Origin of the sequence: Candidatus Aquiluna sp. UB-MaderosW2red (assembly GCF_900100865.1) — a bacterium.
Classification (GTDB): Bacteria; Actinomycetota; Actinomycetes; order Actinomycetales; family Microbacteriaceae; genus Aquiluna.
This window is the reverse complement of record NZ_LT627734.1, coordinates 447,929-467,330: the sequence shown is the minus strand read 5'-3', so window position 1 is coordinate 467,330 and position 19,402 is coordinate 447,929. Positions and strand designations below refer to the sequence as shown.

18 protein-coding genes are annotated in these 19,402 nt (G+C 51.4%); 2 read left to right on the top strand and 16 right to left on the bottom strand.

Annotated elements, in window-relative coordinates; all coding sequences use genetic code 11:
• Positions 1 to 17: 17 nt before the first annotated feature.
• Genes rlmN through BLP47_RS02370 form a run of 3 tightly spaced genes read right to left on the bottom strand, consistent with a single transcriptional unit; the run spans position 18 to position 1,855 of the window.
• On the bottom strand, positions 18 to 1,202 hold the full coding sequence (gene rlmN / locus BLP47_RS02380) for a 23S rRNA (adenine(2503)-C(2))-methyltransferase RlmN (RefSeq protein WP_091850010.1): 1,185 nt from the start codon (positions 1,200 to 1,202) through the stop codon (positions 18 to 20).
• A gap of 10 nt (positions 1,203 to 1,212) precedes the next feature.
• The gene (locus BLP47_RS02375) at positions 1,213 to 1,602 is read right to left on the bottom strand and encodes a type II toxin-antitoxin system VapC family toxin (protein ID WP_091850008.1); all 390 of its coding nucleotides are present in this window, start codon (positions 1,600 to 1,602) and stop codon (positions 1,213 to 1,215) included.
• Positions 1,592 to 1,855, bottom strand: a complete 264-nt coding sequence (locus tag BLP47_RS02370; RefSeq protein WP_091850006.1) for a type II toxin-antitoxin system Phd/YefM family antitoxin — start codon at positions 1,853 to 1,855, stop codon at positions 1,592 to 1,594. Before BLP47_RS02370 ends, BLP47_RS02375 begins: the two co-directional genes overlap by 11 nt.
• Before the next feature lie 74 nt (positions 1,856 to 1,929).
• On the opposite strand from BLP47_RS02370, the gene BLP47_RS02365 reads away from it, so the two are divergent.
• A complete protein-coding gene (locus BLP47_RS02365) occupies positions 1,930 to 2,769 on the top strand; it encodes a UbiA family prenyltransferase (protein WP_091850004.1) in 840 nt (279 codons plus the stop codon).
• On the top strand, positions 2,770 to 4,176 hold the full coding sequence (locus BLP47_RS02360) for an NAD(P)/FAD-dependent oxidoreductase (RefSeq protein ID WP_091850002.1): 1,407 nt from the start codon (positions 2,770 to 2,772) through the stop codon (positions 4,174 to 4,176).
• A gap of 4 nt (positions 4,177 to 4,180) precedes the next feature.
• On the opposite strand, the gene BLP47_RS02355 is transcribed toward BLP47_RS02360, so the two are convergent.
• The 13 genes from BLP47_RS02355 to BLP47_RS02295 form a co-directional block, all read right to left on the bottom strand.
• A complete protein-coding gene (locus BLP47_RS02355; RefSeq protein ID WP_091850000.1) occupies positions 4,181 to 4,450 on the bottom strand; it encodes a hypothetical protein in 270 nt (89 codons plus the stop codon).
• Between the two features lie 27 nt (positions 4,451 to 4,477).
• Positions 4,478 to 5,755: an NAD(P)H-dependent oxidoreductase gene (locus tag BLP47_RS02350; protein ID WP_091849998.1), complete on the bottom strand. Its 1,278-nt coding sequence runs from the start codon at positions 5,753 to 5,755 to the stop codon at positions 4,478 to 4,480.
• 6 nt (positions 5,756 to 5,761) lie between these two features.
• A complete protein-coding gene (locus BLP47_RS02345) occupies positions 5,762 to 6,130 on the bottom strand; it encodes a PTS glucitol/sorbitol transporter subunit IIA (protein WP_091849996.1) in 369 nt (122 codons plus the stop codon).
• A 2-nt stretch (positions 6,131 to 6,132) separates the two neighbouring features.
• Positions 6,133 to 6,507, bottom strand: coding sequence for a PTS sorbitol transporter (locus BLP47_RS02340; protein WP_091849994.1), 375 nt, complete (start codon positions 6,505 to 6,507; stop codon positions 6,133 to 6,135).
• A gap of 100 nt (positions 6,508 to 6,607) precedes the next feature.
• Positions 6,608 to 7,141, bottom strand: coding sequence for a PTS glucitol/sorbitol transporter subunit IIB (locus tag BLP47_RS02335; RefSeq protein WP_091849992.1), 534 nt, complete (start codon positions 7,139 to 7,141; stop codon positions 6,608 to 6,610).
• Positions 7,141 to 7,728 carry a PTS glucitol/sorbitol transporter subunit IIC gene (locus tag BLP47_RS02330; RefSeq protein WP_091852829.1) on the bottom strand — a complete coding sequence of 196 codons (588 nt, stop codon included), beginning with the start codon at positions 7,726 to 7,728 and terminating at the stop codon, positions 7,141 to 7,143. Before BLP47_RS02330 ends, BLP47_RS02335 begins: the two co-directional genes overlap by 1 nt.
• 106 nt (positions 7,729 to 7,834) lie before the next feature.
• Positions 7,835 to 8,209, bottom strand: a complete 375-nt coding sequence (locus BLP47_RS02325) for a transcriptional regulator GutM (RefSeq protein WP_091849990.1) — start codon at positions 8,207 to 8,209, stop codon at positions 7,835 to 7,837.
• Positions 8,210 to 8,224: 15 nt separating this feature from the next.
• On the bottom strand, positions 8,225 to 9,178 hold the full coding sequence (locus BLP47_RS02320) for a sugar-binding transcriptional regulator (protein WP_091849989.1): 954 nt from the start codon (positions 9,176 to 9,178) through the stop codon (positions 8,225 to 8,227).
• Positions 9,178 to 10,266: a biotin/lipoyl-containing protein gene (locus BLP47_RS02315; protein WP_091849987.1), complete on the bottom strand. Its 1,089-nt coding sequence runs from the start codon at positions 10,264 to 10,266 to the stop codon at positions 9,178 to 9,180. Before BLP47_RS02315 ends, BLP47_RS02320 begins: the two co-directional genes overlap by 1 nt.
• Positions 10,266 to 11,255, bottom strand: a complete 990-nt coding sequence (locus BLP47_RS02310) for an alpha-ketoacid dehydrogenase subunit beta (RefSeq protein ID WP_091849985.1) — start codon at positions 11,253 to 11,255, stop codon at positions 10,266 to 10,268. The genes BLP47_RS02315 and BLP47_RS02310 overlap by 1 nt, the downstream gene beginning before the upstream one ends.
• Positions 11,256 to 12,263, bottom strand: coding sequence for a thiamine pyrophosphate-dependent dehydrogenase E1 component subunit alpha (locus tag BLP47_RS02305; protein WP_091849983.1), 1,008 nt, complete (start codon positions 12,261 to 12,263; stop codon positions 11,256 to 11,258).
• A gap of 164 nt (positions 12,264 to 12,427) precedes the next feature.
• Entirely contained in the window at positions 12,428 to 13,003 is a 576-nt protein-coding gene (locus tag BLP47_RS02300) for a hypothetical protein (RefSeq protein WP_091849981.1), read from the bottom strand.
• A 108-nt stretch (positions 13,004 to 13,111) separates the two neighbouring features.
• Positions 13,112 to 19,363, bottom strand: a complete 6,252-nt coding sequence (locus BLP47_RS02295; RefSeq protein WP_091849978.1) for a BspA family leucine-rich repeat surface protein — start codon at positions 19,361 to 19,363, stop codon at positions 13,112 to 13,114.
• Positions 19,364 to 19,402 lie beyond the last annotated feature (39 nt).

The following is a 19,402-nucleotide window of genomic DNA, read 5'->3' as shown; positions in this document are numbered from 1 at the left end:
TTTGCATTTGCCAGGGCTCAGTCAGCCGCAGCCAACTGGCCGCAAGCCCCATCGATCTCCTTGCCGCGAGTATCGCGCAAGGTGGTGGGGATGCCGGCGGCTTCGAGCCGGTCAATAAATATGTCGGTGATTTCTCTAGTAGAAGCTGTCCAGACTGAACCCGGGGTCGGGTTCAGTGGAATTGGGTTCACATGAACCCAGCCCTTACCTCGATCATTTAGCTTCTTGGCCAACAACTCGGCTCGCCAGCCGTGGTCGTTCATGTCTTTTATGAGCGCATATTCGATAGACACTCTTCTGCCGGTTTTATCAAAGTAGGCCTTAGCTGCATCTAGTGCTTCATCGACCTTCCACTTCGAGTTCACTGGAATCAGCTCGTCCCGCAAGTGGTCATCTGGGGCGTGCAGAGAAAGAGCAAAAGTAACTGGGATGCCCTCTTCGGTGAGCTTTTTTATTGCAGGCACTAAACCAACGGTAGAGACCGTGATGTTTCTAGCTGACATACCCAAACCATTGGGTTGCGGTTCGACCATCGTGCGGAGTGCCGAAACCACCTTGGCGTAGTTGGCTAATGGCTCGCCCATCCCCATAAACACAATGTTGGAAACTCGCTCCGGGCCTTCGGAACCGGCTTTGCGCTTACCCCCCAGTTCGCCATCGGCAATAACCCGATTGGCTTGCACGATCTGATCAATAATCTCAGCCGAGGACATGTTTCTGGTGAGGCCGGCTTGACCAGTTGCACAAAAAGGACAGTTCATGCCGCAACCGGCTTGCGAGGAAACACAAAGTGTGATTCTTCCCGGGTAGCGCATCAGAACTGACTCGACCAGAGCCCCATCAAAGAGTCTCCACAAAAACTTAATGGTGTCGCCATTATCGGTTTGCAGTCTTTTGACTTCAACTAACATCGGCGGCAGCACCTGGGCCACCAACTCTTCCCGACCTTCTTTTGGAAGGTCGGTCATGTGCTCTGGGTTGGCGGTGTAGTGGGTGAAGTAGTGGGTGGAGAGCTGCTTGGCCCTAAAGCCTGGGATACCAAGTTCTTTGATCCGCTCGGTGCGCTCAGCTAACGTCAGATCCGCTAGGTGAAGCGGGGGTTTGCCGCGCTTGACTTCGGCAAACTGCAAGAGCGGTTTGCCCTTTTCGTCGAGCTTCTGGGTCCAGCCCTCGGTCCTTGGTTTTACCTGTTTGATTTCCACTTGTGTAAGTCTAGGTTGTGGCGTCAAGCACCCAATCAAAACCCATGGCAAGGATCCTGCTATCCGAAGTAATTAATTTTTTATTATTAGCAGTGGCCGCTGCCATGATCATACGATCAAAGGGGTCAGGAACCCAATCCCTCGAAAAATCACTAAAAGCCATTGCGGCCTTATTTTCAAAGGGGAGGCAAGCAAGTCCTTGGGAGTGCCACTGGTCTATCGCTTTTTCATCGAACCGCAGTTTATTAAGCGACGCTTTCATTGCTAGCTCAGCCACAGAGACGGCTGAATAGCTCAGCTTTGCCCGTCCCAAAATTCTGGCGGTTTCCCGGCCAATTCGCTTCTTGTCGCTTGAGAGCCAAACCAGCACCTGAGTGTCTAGTAAGTACTCAGTTGTCATCTAGGGATTCCGAATACTTCCACATCGAGAGAATCTCTTTGTCCATGGCTGCCCACTCCTCATCCGACACTTCGGAAATCAGCCCTTTTAGGCTGCTGAAGTCCCGCTCAGGTGCTTCAGCCGGTTCGAACTTGACAAGCTTCATAATTGGAACTCCGTTTCTCGCTATTAAGATTTCTTCTCCTTCTCCCACTCTTTTGGCGAGCTTGGAAAACTGAGTCTTCGCTTGGTGCATGTTGAATATGTTCTCCATAAACTACAAGTTAGTCCAGTTAGTCCGTCTTGGCTAAAACCAAATCTGTGGATAAGTTCGTTTAGGCTTACTAAGTGCTAAAACGCCTATTCATAATCTCTCGGCCCGTGCTTTGGGTCAACACCATTGGCACGAGTGTCATGGGCATGTGGCTGGCCGGTTTTATCTGGGATTGGCGCATGCTGCCAATCCTGATTTGGGTGACCTTCCCCTTTAATCTTTTGATCTACGGCATCAACGACATCTTTGACCAAGAAACCGACAACATAAACGCCCGTAAGGGCGGTTATGAAGGTGCTCACATCTCCCCCAAAGAGGTAAAGCCGATTTGGATTGCAGTAATCGCAACCAATGTTCCCTTCTTGATCTACTTCGCAATCACCCTGCCACTGGCTGCAGTTTTATGGATGCTGGCCTATTCACTGTTTTTCCTGTTTTATTCGGCACCGCCCTTAAGATTCAAAGCTCGAAAATACCTGGACGCTTTTTCAAACACCGACTACGCCTTCCCACTGGCATTTGTGCCACTGGCACTGGGTGTTGAGCCAGTGTGGTGGGCGGTTATCGGCTTAATGGCTTGGTCGATTGCCAAGCACGCTTATGACGCGATTCAAGACATTCCACAAGACAGCGACACCGGCATCATCACCACCGCAGTTCACCTCGGCGCAAAAAAGACAGCCGTTTGGTCCGGCATTTGGTGGTCGGTGTCAACCATCTGTTTTGCGATAGTGAATATTCCAGTGGCGATAGCCAATGCCGTCTTGGCATTCTTATTGGTTTGGGGGGTTTATAAAACCCCCACTCCCGAAAAAGCTCATTCTTTATATAAGTACTCAATTGCGTTTCCTTATGTCGCAGGGACCGTGGCGGGGGTTCAACTGGTTTTTGCAATCTCGATGGGTTGGTACTAAATGCCTAGACAAGTCGTAGTTATCGGAGCCGGGCTCTCGGGTCTTGCGAGCGCCGCTCTGATAGCCAAGGCCGGCAGCCCGGTAATTCTTCTAGAAGCCAACTCCTGGATCGGTGGCAAGAGCCGAAGAATAGAGCTTGGTGGTCAGATTATTGATACTGGTCCCTCGCTTCTAACCTTCCCCGAGGTCTTAGGGCAGATTCTAGAGACCTATGACAACCTCGGCACCAAAACAAAAACCGATATGCCCGAGCTTTTGGCTTTAGCCGAGGTTGGCAAATACTTTTATAAGGACCTTGAGGTCACCCTGCCAATTCTTGAGGGTCAGCCCTTTGCCGAAGATTGGAAAAAGTTTGAGAGCTCGCACTCGGATCTAAGTGCTGCGATTCTCAAACTTCTAACCAGCTCACCCAATGACCTAAGCACTCTGCCCGCATTAGGCAAACTACTAAAGGTCTATGGGGTCAACCTCAACGCCCAAAGCTATATAAACTCACTTAGCTGGATGGATAAAGATCTCAAGGAGATCATTGCCATCCACACCCTCAATGCAGGTGTTGCCCCCAAAGACACCCTTGCCCTGTTTGCGACCATCACCGCAATCATGGCTCACGAGGGAATCAGGGTTCCCAAGGGCGGCATGAACATGATTGCCCAGCTATTAGCAAGGATTGCTAAAGCAGCCGGGGTCGAAATAAGGCTAAACGAGCCGGTCACAAAGATTGCTCAGGGCATGGTCACCACAACCCTTGGTAGATACCGTGCAGATATTATCGTCAGCTCACTTGATGACGCCATGACGAACTCACTCATCAGAGAGCGCCCAAGCAAGATTGCGAAGCGCAGGAGTTGTTCTGGGGTTGCAATCTATGCCGTGCTCTCTAAGCCACTGCCCGAAGGAACCGTAACCCACTCTGTTGTGATGCCCGATGATGCCAATGAGCTTCATAAATCACTGACAAGTTTTAGACAACCAAATCAAACCATGGCATTTGTGAACTACTACAAACCCAATGACATCTACCAAAACCAAAAGCCAACGGTTGGCATATTGCTAACAGCGGCCTCCGATGGCAAAAGCTATAACCTTGAATCAGACTGGGTTAGAAAAGAGCTGGATCGCATCAGTAAGCTAATCGGTCTCGAGCAGCCCATCGATGAGTATTTTGAAGAATATAAGATTCTGGATCCCGAATACTTTGGCTCATTCGGTGGCGGCAATGGCGCCCTCTATGGAGCCACAAGACCACTCTGGCAAGCAGGACCGTTCAATATTCCAGCCGCCCATAACCCGCTTAGGTCTTGGCTCTATCGCGTTGGCGCATCCACCCATCCCGGTGGCGGCATGCCGGCTGTTTTAGGTGGCGCGCTAGTGACTTCAAAGAAGATTATTTCGAGGCTTCGCTAAAAAACTATTCTTTTATGTCTTTCATCAGCTTTTTCCACCAGTTTGCTACAACATAAAACCGGCTGTGAGAGTTGCGCTTTAGCTCTTTGATAACCAACTTGCGCTTTTTGCGAGTGGTGTAGCTTGTTTGAGCTTTGCAAGTTGGGCAGGTTGTTGAATAGGGCAACTTGCCCATGTATCGAATATCTTGCACCGAGACCGTCTTGCAAAAATCACACTTCAGTTCAGCGGGCTCGGAATCCGTTGATTCAGAATCCTTAGCACCTTCGCTCATGAGGCAGTTCCTAAAAGTGGCCTGAGACTAAAGACCCGCTTTATCCTGGATAACCCGAAGCTGGTAGATAGTTTGGGTTTCATCAAGATCAACATCTTCATAAGTTACTAAATGATCAATCGGAAGATCGCGCTTAGCCACTGCACCCTGCAATAAACCAATCGGTACCAAGTTCTCACGCTTAGCGTCTTCAACTCGGTCGGCTACTCCGCGAGCGGAGAACCCGCCAATAGCATCAAAGCGCTCGCCGGCTTTATGGGCACGCTTGGTGCTAGCTATTACTTCGGACATCCTGGTGCCGCTGACAAAGCTCGAGCGCTTATCAACCAGCATCTTGGCAACGGTTAGTGGTGCTTCCACACTCGCCAAGTGGTAGGGGCGATAGATGGCAAAATAGGGACCCTTGCCCATTGATAGATAGCTCATCTCCTCGGAGACATAAGGCGAATCGGTGCGCACAACCACAAATACCCCGGGGGCCACATCTCCGGTGCAGTAATCAACAACTCCGGCTTCAGAGAGCACTCCGCCATCTTCTTTGAGCGCGTAGGTTTCGGAGAGCTCTTTGACCGAAGTCTTTGGCCCAATCATCGCGCGTTGTGAGAGCTTGAGCCCGGTGGCATTAGCCAAAGCGGCCATCTCAATCATGGTCTTGGAACCATCGGTGAAAGAGGCCAGCATCTTGGGGTTCATGTTCTTTTTGGCAGCCCGCTCGGCCACGGTGTCGGGGTTTGAGTGCGGCTCAAAGGGGTTGTTCTTACCCTTGCCGGCACAAATAATCTCAAAGGACAGATCTAGTGCAAAATCAACTAGCTCTTTTGCTTCAATTGGCTCATCGCCGTGGCAGACCGCATAAATCACATCGTTTTCAATAGCGGTGTCGCGAAGAATTGGCCCAACCGTCACATCGCACTCCACGTTCAAGGTGGCAACGTGCTTTTTAGCCCTGAGTGCGTTGTATATAACCTTCGCACCGATCTCGGCAACCCCGGTTGCCTCGACCACTACGTCGACATCCAATAATGGAACTAGGTCGATGTCTTGGGCTCCGCAGGGCTTACCCTGAGATATCAAAGCATTGAGCTCTGCGGCGTCACTCGAAATCAAAGGGAGCTCGCGGCCAATGTCTTGATAGGTCTGGTTGATCCGATCGGCTGAGATGTCAATAACTACTGCGACCTCAAGACCCATGCGGTGGGATTGGTTGGCAAAACCGCGGCCCATTTGGCCCGCCCCAACCATTGCGATGCGAAATGGTCTCCCCTGGACTTTTGCTAGCTTTGCTAATTCTTCGCGGTAACGCATGAGTGGCTACTTTCTAATTATTTGAATCTTGCTGCCCACCGCTACCGGTGGCAGCTCACCTATTGCAACGCAAACATCCCCTGGCATTTCGGCAATAAGGTTGCCGTCTGCCTTGATGTTCATGTGACCTAGGTTCATGAGGTTTTCGTTTGCTACCGAGCCAAGTGCGAGCACCTCAAGATGGTACTCATCAATTTGTATCACGTCACCTACGTTCAAAACCCCCGACTGATGCTCAACTTTGTGCATTATGCAAAACTCGTGAAGTTCCTCTGGGGCGGACTCGCCAAAAAAGACCAGGATGCCCTCAGCCACAAAGCTGGAGACCAAATCGCCAATCCCAGTTACCTCACTCCGGTAGAGGAGCTCAGCCATGATTACTCAACTGGAGTGACGTTGGCTGGCTTCACACCGGAGACAAAGAGCTCCTCGGTGATGAACATTGCCAACGGGCCTGCGGGTGAAGTCGCGTGGATGTCCACGGTCAAACATTTTTTCATCGGATACACGCCGATCCTGGCGGTTCCACCGCAGTCGATGACTGCAACCGCAATCTTGTCAAAAGGTGCACTTGATTTAAAGCCGTCGAATACTTGACCGCCGGTTAGATCTGCAATGTGCTGGGCAAGTGGGTGAATGCCACCGCCAGTGACGCAGTAGATCAATGGCCGTTCATCGGTTGGTAATACAACTAGAGGTCCACCCCAGCCGCCGTAACCTTTTTCGATGCGTACCGCTTTGTACTCGCCCATTTACTACTCCTTAGTTTGGCTTCGGTTTTGAGTAAATCAAAGGGTGAACTGTAAAACAGTTCACCCTTTGATTGTTACCCCTATTTTAGGATTCTTCTTTTTAGCTCTGATACATGCCGAATGATGCAAAGTATGCAATCACAACGGCTAGTGGGCCAGTGATCAAACGGGAGAACAGTACGGCAGGTACACCGATTTCTACTGTCTCTGGTTCCGCTTCACCAAGTGCTAGACCCACTGGGATAAAGTCGCAACCAACCTGTGGGTTGATCGCAAATAGTGCTGGAAGTGCATACTGTGGTGGGATGGTTCCCTTACCGATTTCTACACCCAGAAGGGTTCCAACAATCTGAGCAATAACAGCTCCTGGGCCCAACAGCGGGCTCAAAAGTGGAATTGCACAAACGATTGAAACAATCAATAGACCAACTAGCGAGCCAGCTAGCCCCTTGATTCCGTTAGCAATAAAGTCTCCAACGCCAGTTACTAATACCAAACCGATGATGAAAGAGATGAATGCCATAAAAGGCAGGATGTTGCGGATAACGGTCTCGACGCTGTCGCGTCCAGCCTGATAAAGCGCTCCAACAACTCCACCGACGCCGCGGCCGATTTTCACAAGAAGATTATTCATTATGCAGCCACCTTTCTTGCCATCATGCGCGAAGTAATGAACTCAGTCACAACTCCACGGATGAAGATAACTACCAAACCAACTAGTAGGAAACGAATGGCTAGGTCGCCAAGACCGAATCCAAGAGTCGTGATACCCGCTGCGATACCCAGGTAAACAAAAAGCTCACCGGCGTTAGCGTGGGGGAACAGACCCGTAATTGGGTGCACGAACGAAACAGCAGAGTCGTAAAACGCTGGCTTGAATCGCTCTGGTAGGAACCTACCGATGGTGTAAGCCATCGGGTTGGTTAAAAAGAACACTGCGAGAACTGGAAGCACGATGTATCGAACTGGGTACCAGATCAATCCAGGCTGTCCAGCTTTTTTACCTAGGTTCTCGATTTTCTCTGGTCCGATTAGTCGAATCAGAGCATTAACTGCGGTTAGTAGAACCAAAAGCGTAGGAATGATTCCTGTTACGAGACCTGTTAGGACCGCGCCGCCTTCGTTGAATATTCCGATGAAATATTCCGCTCCACTAGCTATCGCACCCCAGACACCGGTTGGTGCGCCAACCGTTGCGTCTTCGGCAAGTAGTGAAAACATCAACCCTCCTTTGGATCGAAGCACAATCATCTGTGACCATGCTTGCCAACACGCTAGTGCAATAAAAAAGGTGAAGTGGAGAGTTAGTTACGCACGTTTGTGCATTTCATTTTTGAGACAGAGTCTCCGCTGCATTGACCGCAGCCAGCGCAATCTTCTTTTTTACCCCCGGCATATTTTCAATGTTTAGTAGGTCCTTTACCAAGCGACCCTCAAGGCTTGGGAAGGGCTTCGGATTGGAGAGCACGCTCAGACCCGTGAGCACCCGCACACCGGTCACCACACCGTCTTTTTGGGCCAGTGCGACAAAGGCCCTACCCCCTTTATACCTAAACCCGCCAAGCCCAATCGCGGTGGTGGTGCCTTCGGTTCGGATGGCTTTCACGCTGTCTTGAAAGCGCTGGGATTGCTTCACTGTGAGATACAGCTGAAATACCCACATTCCTGCGATGAGCAAAAAGATCCAAATCAGTACTTCCACGGCTATCTCACTTTCCTAAGGCTTGCCAGCAAGTTCTAGCACACGCCTTGCGCATTCACTGCTGGTTATCAAGGTGGAAACCAAGTTACCTCGAAGTGCGCCTAAAACACCAGGTGGCTTGTCATCGCCAACCGCAATGCCAATCACCTTTTTTATCTTTCTAAGTTCACCAAGCTCAAGACCAACTGTTCGAGACTCCAACCCCTGGTCCACCGGTTCGCCATTCTCACCGTAGAAACGGCAAGCGATATCCCCAACCACGTTTTTAAATAACGGCCTGTGGGTTGCCTCCTGAAGGCCAGCGGCCTCAAGAATGTACTGCGAAGAGGTAGATCCCTTGGAGCCGATTCCCACAAAAGCGATGTCCGCATTCTTGGCAAGCTCAATTACGCCTTTGATGCTCGGCTCACTCATAAAAGCCGACTTCACCGCAGAGCTCTGCACAATTGTTGGCGAGTGCAAAATCTTGAAATCAGCCTTAATCCTGGAGGCCAAAACCCTGACTAGATTCTCACCATTGATTGCAGCCGGGACTTCCATCATCCCGCCAATCAGCGGGATGATCGTCAGATCGGGCCGATTATTCTCCGCTATCTCTTCAACCATCGCCTCTAAGGACCGACCCCAGGAAAGTGCGATCTTGGCATTGGGCTTCATGTGATTCAAAAATACCTGCGCTGCTATTTGCCCAACCGCCTGATACTCATCTATGCCCTCGGGCACCTTTGCAACATAAGCAGTTCTAAGCCCGAAACGTGCGACTAGCTGTTGTTCTAGATCGGTATCGCGCTTGGAGTGCTCAACCACCTTGAATTCGACAATGCCCTTTTTCTTGGCCTCGGATAATATTCGCGAAACGTTCGAGCGACTGGTGAGTAACACCCGAGCAATTTGATCCTGCGACATGTCCTGCTCGTAATACATCCTGGCCACATTAACAATCATTGAGCGGTCTCTGACGGTTGCCACTACAAAACCTCGTTCAACGCTCTTTCGAACTCTGCTAACACCTCGGCTGCATCCCCGGGATCCGCTATTCGGTGGTCAAAGACTACTGTCACATAGAGACTTGTTCCGTTATCCGTTGCCCTGGGGCTGCCGATGTTCAATCCCGAGGATTGACCCGGCAGCAATAAGGTATTCGCCTGGTCGATTAGGTATTCACTCAAATCGGTTATTGCCGTTGTAGCGCCCGAAAGATTAGCTAGCGGAATCTTGTTGTGAGAAGCGGATTTCAAAACCCGATCAACCTCATCACCCCAGGTATCCAAAGTCGTATCAGCTAAAGAAATAACCGGAGACACAAAACCAAGCGAAGTCTTTAGCAGCACTGCAGCCTTGATTTCAGTGACCAGCACAATGTCCTCTTGCCATAACTGATTCACCTGAGGCATGGCTTTTAGGGTATTACCCCAAGCAATAAGCAAAGCTTTGATCCTCGAGTCAAAGCTCTTTGGCAAATTGCCATAGAGCGATATCTCTTTGGAGACCGAGAACTGCGGAATCAGTAATGAACCCTCCAACACCTTGGCAATGAGCTTCTTGGCCCGAAGGGCCCGCTCAGGGTCCTGCTTCACGGCCAAGTCAGTTACCTTGATGACCCCAGACTCACTCTTAGGGGTCACAGTACCTAAATCAACATTGAGCTCTTGAGCAAGCTTCCTAGCCCCGGGCATCGCAAGAATCTCCTGCACTGGCACCTGAGCAATCGGCGCCAAAGGCGCAGCTTCTGTGACTTCACCAACGACCTCGGCTTGCGGCTCGGCGGCAGCTTCTGAAGCCGAGTCACCAAACAAATCAGCCAAGAGGTCTTCGCTCTCGGTCTCTAGGACCATAAGCGGTAAGCCAACATCGATCACAGCACCCGGGGTTGAAGATATCTCCAGCACCTCGCCTTCGATATCCGACTCGACCTCCATGTTGGTCTTATCGGTGCCGACCATTGCCACCACATCGCCAATCGAAACCTTTTGACCGACAACTACGTAGTACTCAACAACTTCACCCTCGGTCATAGTCATCGACATCTTGGGCATCACAATTGCGGTTTTTGGCATTAGACGCCCTTCATCAGCTCTTTGGCTGAAGCGATGATGCCATCAAGCTGCGGCACCGCGGCTTTTTCAAGCTGCGGGGCGTAGGGGATTGGAATATCCAAACCACACACTCGCATCACCGGCTCCAAAAGCGAGTAAATCGCAGGGCCCTCGGCAATCCGAGCGGCAATCTCTGCCATATAACCAACGTGCTTTGGGGCTTCTTGAATCAGCATCACTCGACCTGTTTGCTTCACGGCCTCGTTGATTGGTGCCATATCCAGCGGGCTGAGAGTCCGAACATCAATCACTCCGGCATCAATCCCCTCTGCTAAGAGTTGCTCTCTGGCTTCAAGGGCTCTTGAGACCATGATGCCGGTGGCAACCATGGTCATGTCCTTGCCGGTTGCCAAGACATTTGGTACTCCAATTGGCGAGCGGTAAGGCTCCTCGGGGACCTCGCCAGAGGTCCGATAGAGCAATTTGTGTTCAAGAATAATTACCGGGTTCGGATCATCCAAAGCCGCTAGCAATAGCCCTTTTGCCTCGTAGGGGCTTGACGGCATAACCACCTTTAGCCCCGGCACGTGAGCAAACCAAGCCTCTAGGCTCTGGGAGTGCTGAGCCGCAGCACCTGTTCCAGAGCCGGTTGGCGCCCGAAGCACCATTGGCACCGAAAGCTCGCCACCCAGCATGAAGTGGATCTTGGCGGCCTGGTTCACAATCTGATCCATGGCCTGGGCTGTGAAGTCAGAGAACTGAATCTCAACAATTGGCTTCATACCAACCAAGGCGGCACCAACCGCAGCACCAACAATGCCGAGTTCTGAAATAGGGGTGTCCCTGATGCGCTCGGGACCAAAGCGGTGGATCAGGTCACCGGTGACTCCGAATGCCCCACCGTAAATACCGATGTCTTCACCGAGCATGAACACGCTCGGATCAGCCTCCATTGCCTGGCCAATCGCTTCGCGGATTGCCTCGGCATAGGTGATAACTCTGGATGACATTTAGACCGCCCTAAAAACGCTAGATAGTAGTTCTGCTGGATCGGAGTCGGGAGCGCTAGTTGCATCCCTTATGGCCGAGCGAGTGTCCTCACGAACCTTCTCGCGCAAAGCATCAATATCAGCCTGGCTTATGCTGCCGGCTTCTAGGGCCTTGGTCTCGAAGCGACCAATTGGGTCATTGCTCTTCCACTCTTCAATTTCTTCTTTGGTGCGGTATAGGTTTTTATCAGACTTACTGTGACCCTTATGGCGATAGGTAATCGCCTCAATCAAAGTTGGGCCGCCACCCGAGCGAGCTTTGTCCACAGCCTTTTTGGCGGCTAGATAAACCTCATCAACATCGTTGCCATCAACGGTGACACCCTCGATGCCGTAGGCAGCGCCTCGCTCCGAGATGAACTTGATCTTCATCGATTCTTCAATCGAATTAGACATGCCGTATTTATTGTTCTCGCATACAAAAATCACCGGCAGATCCCAAATCGCGGCCAGGTTCAACGCTTCGTGGAAAGCGCCCTCATTGGTTGCACCATCTCCAAAAAAGCTCACGACGACATTGGATTTGCCCTGCATCTTTTGCGCAAGGGCCGCCCCTGCCGCAATCGGGATGCCGCCGGCAACAATGCCGTTGGCTCCCAAATTGCCGGTTTCGACATCGGCGATGTGCATACTGCCCCCGCGGCCACGGCAGTAGCCACTTTGTTTGGCTAGTAGCTCGGCCATCATCCGAGTTAGATCTGCACCCTTGGCGATGCAGTGGCCGTGGCCGCGGTGAGTACTTGTTATGTAATCGGTGGGCAGTAAAGCAGCACAGACCCCCGTTGCAGAAGCTTCTTGGCCAATCGATAGGTGCATGGTTCCGTGCATCAAGCCCCGGGCAAATAGCGCATCCACCGCCTCTTCAAATGACCTAATGGCCAATAGTGACCCGAGGGCCGCTTTGGCGGCAGCTGGGTCCTGAGAGATCAGGCTCGCTTCCGGTGAGATTAGGGGATTTATCGCTGCCATTTCGCATCCTCGCTGATTTGAGATTGGTGTCCAAAGTAGCCTGAATCTCTCACAAATGCCTGTTAACAACAGCAATCATCACATACGTGAGCCAGCTAGAAAGGGGGCCAATGGCCAAGAATATGACAAATGATTAGAGCGCCAGAAACTACAGACTTGGCTAACTAGCCCGCATCGGCAATCAGAGCCAAAATCTCAAAGTCTGGCTCGTAACTAAAGGTCCCAGACCAGGAACCGTCAAGCGCCCCACCAGACACAATCAACCCGTCCTCAATCACGACCTCAAAGGGGCTTGAAACATCATTGGAGATAGAAAGACCAGTCGGTGTCACCAAGACCTCCGAGCTGCCGTCTTGGCTAAATAGCCAAGCGGCATAAACGGTGAAAAGCTCTTTTTCTTCAACCGGAATTGCGTCATCGAAGGTGAGGTTATAAAGCGCTGCTACAAACACCGGGTTAGCAGGGTCATAGCTAAGGATATATTTATCCTCACCAGATAAAACAGTCTCGGTCATCCCAGCATTTTGAAAGAGTTCATAGCTTGCCTCAACGGCCAAAAGCGCCAAGCCCATTTCATCTGCCCCACTAGGTGCCACAGTCCCTGAAGAACTCTCAGGGACTGTCTCTGAGGCTGCAGAAGAACTTGTCGTGTCAGTAACAGCGCCGCAGCCCGTGAGGGCTAGGAACACAGAAACAACCAGCGCACTTGTGGCAAAGACTTTGATTTGAGATTTGAGCATTGCATAAGCCTAATAAACCCAACTGAGGGATTGATGGGGCGGGGACTTGATAAAGAAAAAGGGCTGCCGACCAAATTCTGGTCGGCAGCCCTCTTGCATTCAAACTACCTAGTCAATGTTGTAAGCGATGAAGATGTTCACTGCCCTGAACCTTGGCCCTATTCCTGCAGCAGGTAAACTGCGGGTCTCGATAATTGCATCAGAAGCGAAACGCTTTGCCAGATCACAGGCTGCGTTTGCTCTCAGGTTTGCCAACTTCTTGTCCTGGGCGCTTGGCCTGGATGCAGAAGTGAAGCCTCGGCAAACCACTCGGTTCACATCCTCGAGCCTAATTAGAGTTTTAGTGATGCCAGTTCTGGCAGCTCTAGGGAGGCTGAAGGAGTCACCCCCAAAGTTGGTATATCTAAGGGTTCTGGTTCCTATGGTTTTGGGCAGCGTGTCAGTGGGAGGAGTTTGGTTTCCAATATCCCCCGCCTTCAAGATGATAAAGGCATTGATATTGGTGATCATTCCACCACCTTCAAAACCAAGCCGCAGATCATATTTACCTTCGGCCAAGGCCGGGAGGCTAAGAATCAGCTGCCCCTTATCGTTTCTGGTGAAGGTGATTTTGGTCTCACCGACCCAGACGTCTGTGACCAGCGACAACCGAACACCATCCAGCACAACGGTCGCAGGCTTATCACCAGGCAGCTGCCTGGCCGAGAAGTCTGTAATTTGTGGGCCGGTATAAGGAGCTGGTGCTACCGAGGGCGCTGGGGTGACCGTAGCTTCAGGAACAATAACTGGCGCAACGTACTCCAAGATGCTCAACATTCCCCTGGTGGTGGGTGCGTCACAGTTGCCATCAAGAAATAGCTCGTATTCGTATTCGCCGATATCAAGTGGCAACTCGAAGACCACCGAACTCGAAGTCACCTCTTGGCGAATCGGATTGGGTTCATTGATGCCATCCAGAATGATCAGGTTTGCAAAGCAAATCCGATTCACAGGAGCAATACCGAACCTAAAGACAGAGTCAGCGCTTATTACATCTTCTGGGAGGCTGGTTGTGATGGGCACATCCGAGCTCACCGTCGATAATGCTGGAACCGTTAGCGTTGGAGAGCTCGCCGGATAAACAAACCGGTAGTTCGAGCCCGGATTTCCGCCGCCACAAGTGATATTGAGCACCGTTCCGCGCGCAGTGTCTGGGTTATAGCCAGAACCGCAGGTTGGCGCAGTCACATCGGAGCTGTCCTGGCCATTAGCAAAACCCGTGATCTGAGGGGTTGGGTAGGTGGGTACCCCAGATCCGTATGGAACAACCATGGTTTCCGCAATCACCGTGAGCACACGGGGCACAACCTCAAGGGTTCCAGCAACAGTTGTGATATTGCTTGAAGCAACCCCGGAGATCGTGGCAGACAATGTAATAGCAGTGCTAGAAACATTCTGATTCGCAGAAGCACCAGCCGAGCTTATGGAAACCGATGGCGTTGGACTGCAAGCACCTTCAGAAATAACAGACCCCGTAGTCACCTTCATCGTGCAGATCCAATCGGCATCACTGAAGGAATAAAGGTTGCCGTAGGTCTTTACCTGAGATTTGGCCGCAATTATGTAGGTCAATTCAGACACCGTCAGAACAGCGTTAGAGCCGGTAACCAAATAGTTTCCAGTGGCACCGATACTCCCAGTGGTTGCCGCTGCCGGAATGATATTCATCGCTCCAGAGCCGGTGTAGGCCGAGGATGCAACTGCTGCAGTACCAGTTTTGGGAGTGTAACCCAGGGTGAAGTGCACCACATCACCAGCCAATATCGAACCGCTAGTGACCATGACTAAAGCGCTGTCAGTAGACAGGGCAGTCGCGGGAGTATCAGTTGTTGGTTGACCTGAGAAGATCGCCTGGTCTTTCGCCCTTACGGTTATTGGCCGTTGTGAGACCGAGTAGGTGCCATCGACGTAAACAACCTTGATTCCAATACCAGTTCCCGATGGGCCGGTGCAGGATGTCTTATAGGCACCCGAAACAGCAGCAGAGGTTGCTAACACATTAGCTCCGTCGGAAGTTACAACAGCCTTGCACTGGACCTCCGAGAGCCAATCCGAAGTTGGCAACGATTCACCGGTGACCACTTTTGTGAACCCAATAGATGGCACTGGCTCGCCGTAGACGTGAGTTGCGTTAGCCGCTGTGATTGTCACGGTTGGTGCGCAGCTGAGCGTTCTATTGGTCTTATCGGTGATTGTCCAGGCTGCGCCACTGGCCGCGACGGTCGCAGCAAGGTCGAGCAAGGAAGCGTGTGCGGTGTCACAAAATGCGGTCTTATCGACAGCACCAAATACCACGCCGGTTAGCGCCCGACTTGCTTCCTGCTCAGCATCGAAGCCTATGATCACAGTTCCGTAGTTATCGTCACTCAAGCCGCTATAGCTGAACATGTTTGCGGCCGTTGTGAGAACGGGTATCTCAAATGCAGTTGCGCTGTTGAAGGCGGTTGCAGAAAAGAACATGCGGTTCATGTTTGAGACCTTGGAAGTCACCCAACTGGTTAGCACCTGATTGAATGAGGAAGCACCGGAGAACATGTCTTCCATGGTGCTAACTTTTGACACATCCCATTTTGAACCAGCAGTGGGCAAAGGCTGATTAAAGGCTCTGGCTTGAGCAAACATGCTATCCATTTTCAACACCTTGGCGGTGTTCCAGTCCTGTATGGCAGCTGAACCACCGTTATTAAACACAGTGGCACCCTTAAACATGCCGGAAAAATTCTCCACATTAGCGGTATCCCAGGTGCCAATGTTTTGGTTGAACACAGCCGCACCGTTGAACATGTTCTGAGTTTGGGTCACCGAACTGGTTTTCCACTTATTGCCATCGGTTGGGATCGATTGGTTAAAGTTCGCAGCCTTTTCAAACATGGAGGAAGTGTTTGTGACCAGAGCCGTGTCCCAGTTTTTGATTGTGTCAGCGTTGCCGTTATTGAAAGCAGTTGCACCATTGAACATGTTGCTCATGTTGGTGGCCTTGGCGGTATTCCAATAAGTCGAATTTGTACCAATGTCTTGATTAAAGGCTTTAGCCCCGGAGAACATGCCGGCGAAATTCACCACGTTATCGGTATTCCAGAGCTTCACATCGGCGTCGTTGAACACCGCAGCCCCTAGAAAAGCGGATTCGAGTGTCGTTACGCCCGCAGGCAAGACTGCAGGCACGTCATTGAGGATCGTCGCATTATTGAAGGCGAAGCTCAAATCGGTCAAAGTGGCTGTCGCGGCACCCCACTGGATGACTCGGCTAAGTCGATCTTGCGAGATACTCGCATTTCCAAAGCCAGCAAATTCACCACAAATATCAATAGTGTAGGTTCCTGCAGTCGGATAGCTTTTGCTGAAGGTGAAATCACCAGTTGCCCAGCTCGCAACCGGGGACTTTGTTCCATTTCCCCAGTCGACCACTACCGGTTTGACTACTCCCGGAGAGCTTGCAGTGGTGAGGTCGAGCCGCACGGTCGTTCCGGCGGTCACTTGATAAACAAGTTTGGTTGGGTTATCACAAAGCGGCGGATCGGGTAAGGCCCCAACCTGAGTCTGGAACGTCGTTCCAAATTCACTCAGTTCTCCGCCAACCAAAGTCGCGACCCGAGTTTCGTAAAGACCGTCACTTGGCGGGATTAGGCTTGCTGTCCGCCCACTTGTGACCTCTTGAAGCACCCAAGGCCCACCGTTGATTCGATACTCCACACGGTAACTAACACCGAGAGTGTTCTGCGGAAAAATTGAAGGGAACTGGGTCGCAACATTCCCTCCGTAAAAGCTACTTCGACCAGAGCCCGCAATTATAGGAATTGGGCAACTTGCAGCCGGCAGGATTCCATTTGCAGTGGTCGACATGGCTGAATCAAGCACCTCCGTCCTAGAAGCAAGCGTCTTAGGATTCAGGCTGTCGACGTTGTAGGTCGTTGCTTGAAAGTAGAGTTTTTCTGAATCTGCCGATAATCCCCGAAAGTTCTGTGTTGCGTACTCCTTAAGCATTTGGCCCGCTTCAGATGTTTTAGATTCACCGCCGCGAGGGTATCCAGGCAGGTTCGCGGGGGTCATAACTTTGGTCCAAATCTTCGAATTAATCGAACTGCTGAGCCCGGTGGTCCAGTAAACACTCTTGCCAATCACCGCTATGCCGGATGACCCATTTGCTTCAGGACTAGCACCTGAAAGCTTAGATTTTGAAAACAAATGAGCAGTTTTGCTTAAAGCGGCAGGCACGATTGCCGCGACTCCTTGAGCGTTCATTCCACTCACTGGAACGGCGTAAACGTCGCTGTAATAGCCAGCTGCGTCTGTGAAGCCTGTCCGATCGCTTGCAATAAACAGGTAGCCAACGCCTTCGAATCTACCGAACGCCATCTCGCCATCCACTTTTGCAATATCACCCTTGTCAATGAATGTCTTCTGATAGTTCTGGGTCAAAGTGTCATACCGAGCTATGCCGGTGTTGTTCCAAGCGTAAACATATCTCTCATCCGCAGTGACCCCCATGCCAGGGGTCGGAAGATCTCCGATAATTGACTCGGTAAGGACATTTCTTGATGCATCTAGTGGATAACGCCTGAGTTTTTGGCGTCCTCGATCCGCAAAATACATCTGATCACCTACGATTGCCGACTCTCCATAAAAGGCAGCCTGCACCGCAATCTGAGAGGACTCAGATCTGATTTGCACTTTTGGGTCAGTTTGAATACCAAAGAATTGAACCTTTGGAACCTGAGTCAAAGTGAACCCGGAATTCACATACAGGCACTTACCGACAAAATCGACAGTCACAATCACCAGGCCGGAGCCGCCGTTGCCGCCAGGGGTCTTAGCGGGATTATTGCAGCCAGAGCCCGCACCTCCACCTCCACCTCTATTGGCTTCACCGGCAGAACCGGTTGTGAAGCTATTGGATGATGATCCAGCTCCCGGGCCACCGGCACTCGTGGGGTGCCCAACGCTAGTTCCGCCACCACCACCAGAACCTACTATGACTCCAAGCATGGTAAGCACCTGACCTGGTAGGCCAGGATTTGGCGCGTCTGAGCAGGTAGGGCTTGCTCCACCTCTGGCGCCTGCAAATGACTCGTCGCCAGCTGGAGGCGAACCGTTCGCTGGGCCACCTAAGGAGGTGTTGGCATTAGTGTCCGTGTAATCCCAACCAGGAAAACCGCCATTGGACTGGATTATTGAGGAAGAGCTAATTGCAGAGACTTGGCCTGAACTGGCGTTAAACTCATCGGGCACGCCAACTCCACCCTGACCAACAACTATTCCAAGCACACGAGAAGAAGGTAAAGCTTTGTTGTTCGCTAGGTATAGAGCACCACCGCCGCCGCCGCTGCCATTATCTGGCCCGCCTCCTCCGCCGCCAGCCAAAATGGCCGCCGAGAACTTAGTGGCCGAATTTGGAGCGCGCCAACCACCGTTCTCGGTTAGGTAGGAACGTGGGAAGGTGAAAACCTGCTTGCCGTTGTGCTCTTGGTAGGTCTTGACATCGGGGAAAGTTGGAGCACCCTTAATGGCTAATCGGTAATTGAAATTAGTTGTAGCTTTTGCGTCGAAAACAAAGCCCCCGCTTGCGGACTTGTCATTAAAGTCATAGTGGGCCCTGAGAGTACTCGGGGTAATCCCCGTGGCATCCCAAGCGTGCATTGATTTCTGAATGTCATTTTGGCTTAGAACACCGTTCCAAACCTTGACCTGATCGATGCCGCCCTTGAACCAATTCTTTGCAGTGGGTCCGCCAGTGGCGCCGATAGAAAAGGCCGTGCCTGTGGCGTTAGCCAGCACAGAGAAAGCGTTATCGCTCTGGCCAACCTGTTTCCCATTCAGCCATATGGTTGTTTTTCCTCCGGTCACGCCAACTTCGGAAGTGACCGCTATGTGAGACCACTGGTTGGTTGGGATGCCACTGCCCGGCAAGGCGTCCAGGTCCGTATTCGCGGTGCTAGAAGAACCATAGTGAATCCCATAAGTCCCATTGATAACCCTCAGGCCGAAATTAACGCGATTGTCTTCACCTCCACCAATTTTCTGATTTTGAGTAATAACGGAGTAATAATCCTGTCCAGTTCGAATATCTGCCGGCCGCACCCAAGCCTCCAGAGTAAATGCCGTAGCGGGGATAACAGCCTGGTTATCGATGCCCCTGAAGTACTGAGTAGTGCCATCTAGGTCCGCATAGTAGTCATAATCATTCTTCAAACCAGCTGAGGTCTGGGCTTGAGCCTCTGGAACACTCGGCACCAGCAAAAACGCAGAAACAATTAGGCTCATCATGGCCATAACCGCAACGGTTGGGCGGAATACTGGTCTGCGCAGTCTGAAAGAAGTCATTTTTATCCTTTTTTATACAAGTTGTCAAAATCCTGCCAC

Coding starts and splice junctions, on each gene's coding strand:
- BLP47_RS02335 (WP_091849992.1), bottom strand. CDS start 7,141: ATGAATAATCTTCTTGTGAAAATCGGCCGCGGCGTCGGTGGAGTTGTT.
- BLP47_RS02295 (WP_091849978.1), bottom strand. CDS start 19,363: ATGACTTCTTTCAGACTGCGCAGACCAGTATTCCGCCCAACCGTTGCG.
- BLP47_RS02350 (WP_091849998.1), bottom strand. CDS start 5,755: ATGCGTTACCGCGAAGAATTAGCAAAGCTAGCAAAAGTCCAGGGGAGA.
- BLP47_RS02370 (WP_091850006.1), bottom strand. CDS start 1,855: ATGGAGAACATATTCAACATGCACCAAGCGAAGACTCAGTTTTCCAAG.
- BLP47_RS02340 (WP_091849994.1), bottom strand. CDS start 6,507: ATGGGCGAGTACAAAGCGGTACGCATCGAAAAAGGTTACGGCGGCTGG.
- BLP47_RS02315 (WP_091849987.1), bottom strand. CDS start 10,266: ATGCCAAAAACCGCAATTGTGATGCCCAAGATGTCGATGACTATGACC.
- BLP47_RS02330 (WP_091852829.1), bottom strand. CDS start 7,728: ATGTTTTCACTACTTGCCGAAGACGCAACGGTTGGCGCACCAACCGGT.
- BLP47_RS02355 (WP_091850000.1), bottom strand. CDS start 4,450: ATGAGCGAAGGTGCTAAGGATTCTGAATCAACGGATTCCGAGCCCGCT.
- BLP47_RS02305 (WP_091849983.1), bottom strand. CDS start 12,263: ATGGCAGCGATAAATCCCCTAATCTCACCGGAAGCGAGCCTGATCTCT.
- BLP47_RS02360 (WP_091850002.1), top strand. CDS start 2,770: ATGCCTAGACAAGTCGTAGTTATCGGAGCCGGGCTCTCGGGTCTTGCG.
- BLP47_RS02375 (WP_091850008.1), bottom strand. CDS start 1,602: ATGACAACTGAGTACTTACTAGACACTCAGGTGCTGGTTTGGCTCTCA.
- BLP47_RS02300 (WP_091849981.1), bottom strand. CDS start 13,003: ATGCTCAAATCTCAAATCAAAGTCTTTGCCACAAGTGCGCTGGTTGTT.
- BLP47_RS02310 (WP_091849985.1), bottom strand. CDS start 11,255: ATGTCATCCAGAGTTATCACCTATGCCGAGGCAATCCGCGAAGCGATT.
- BLP47_RS02345 (WP_091849996.1), bottom strand. CDS start 6,130: ATGGCTGAGCTCCTCTACCGGAGTGAGGTAACTGGGATTGGCGATTTG.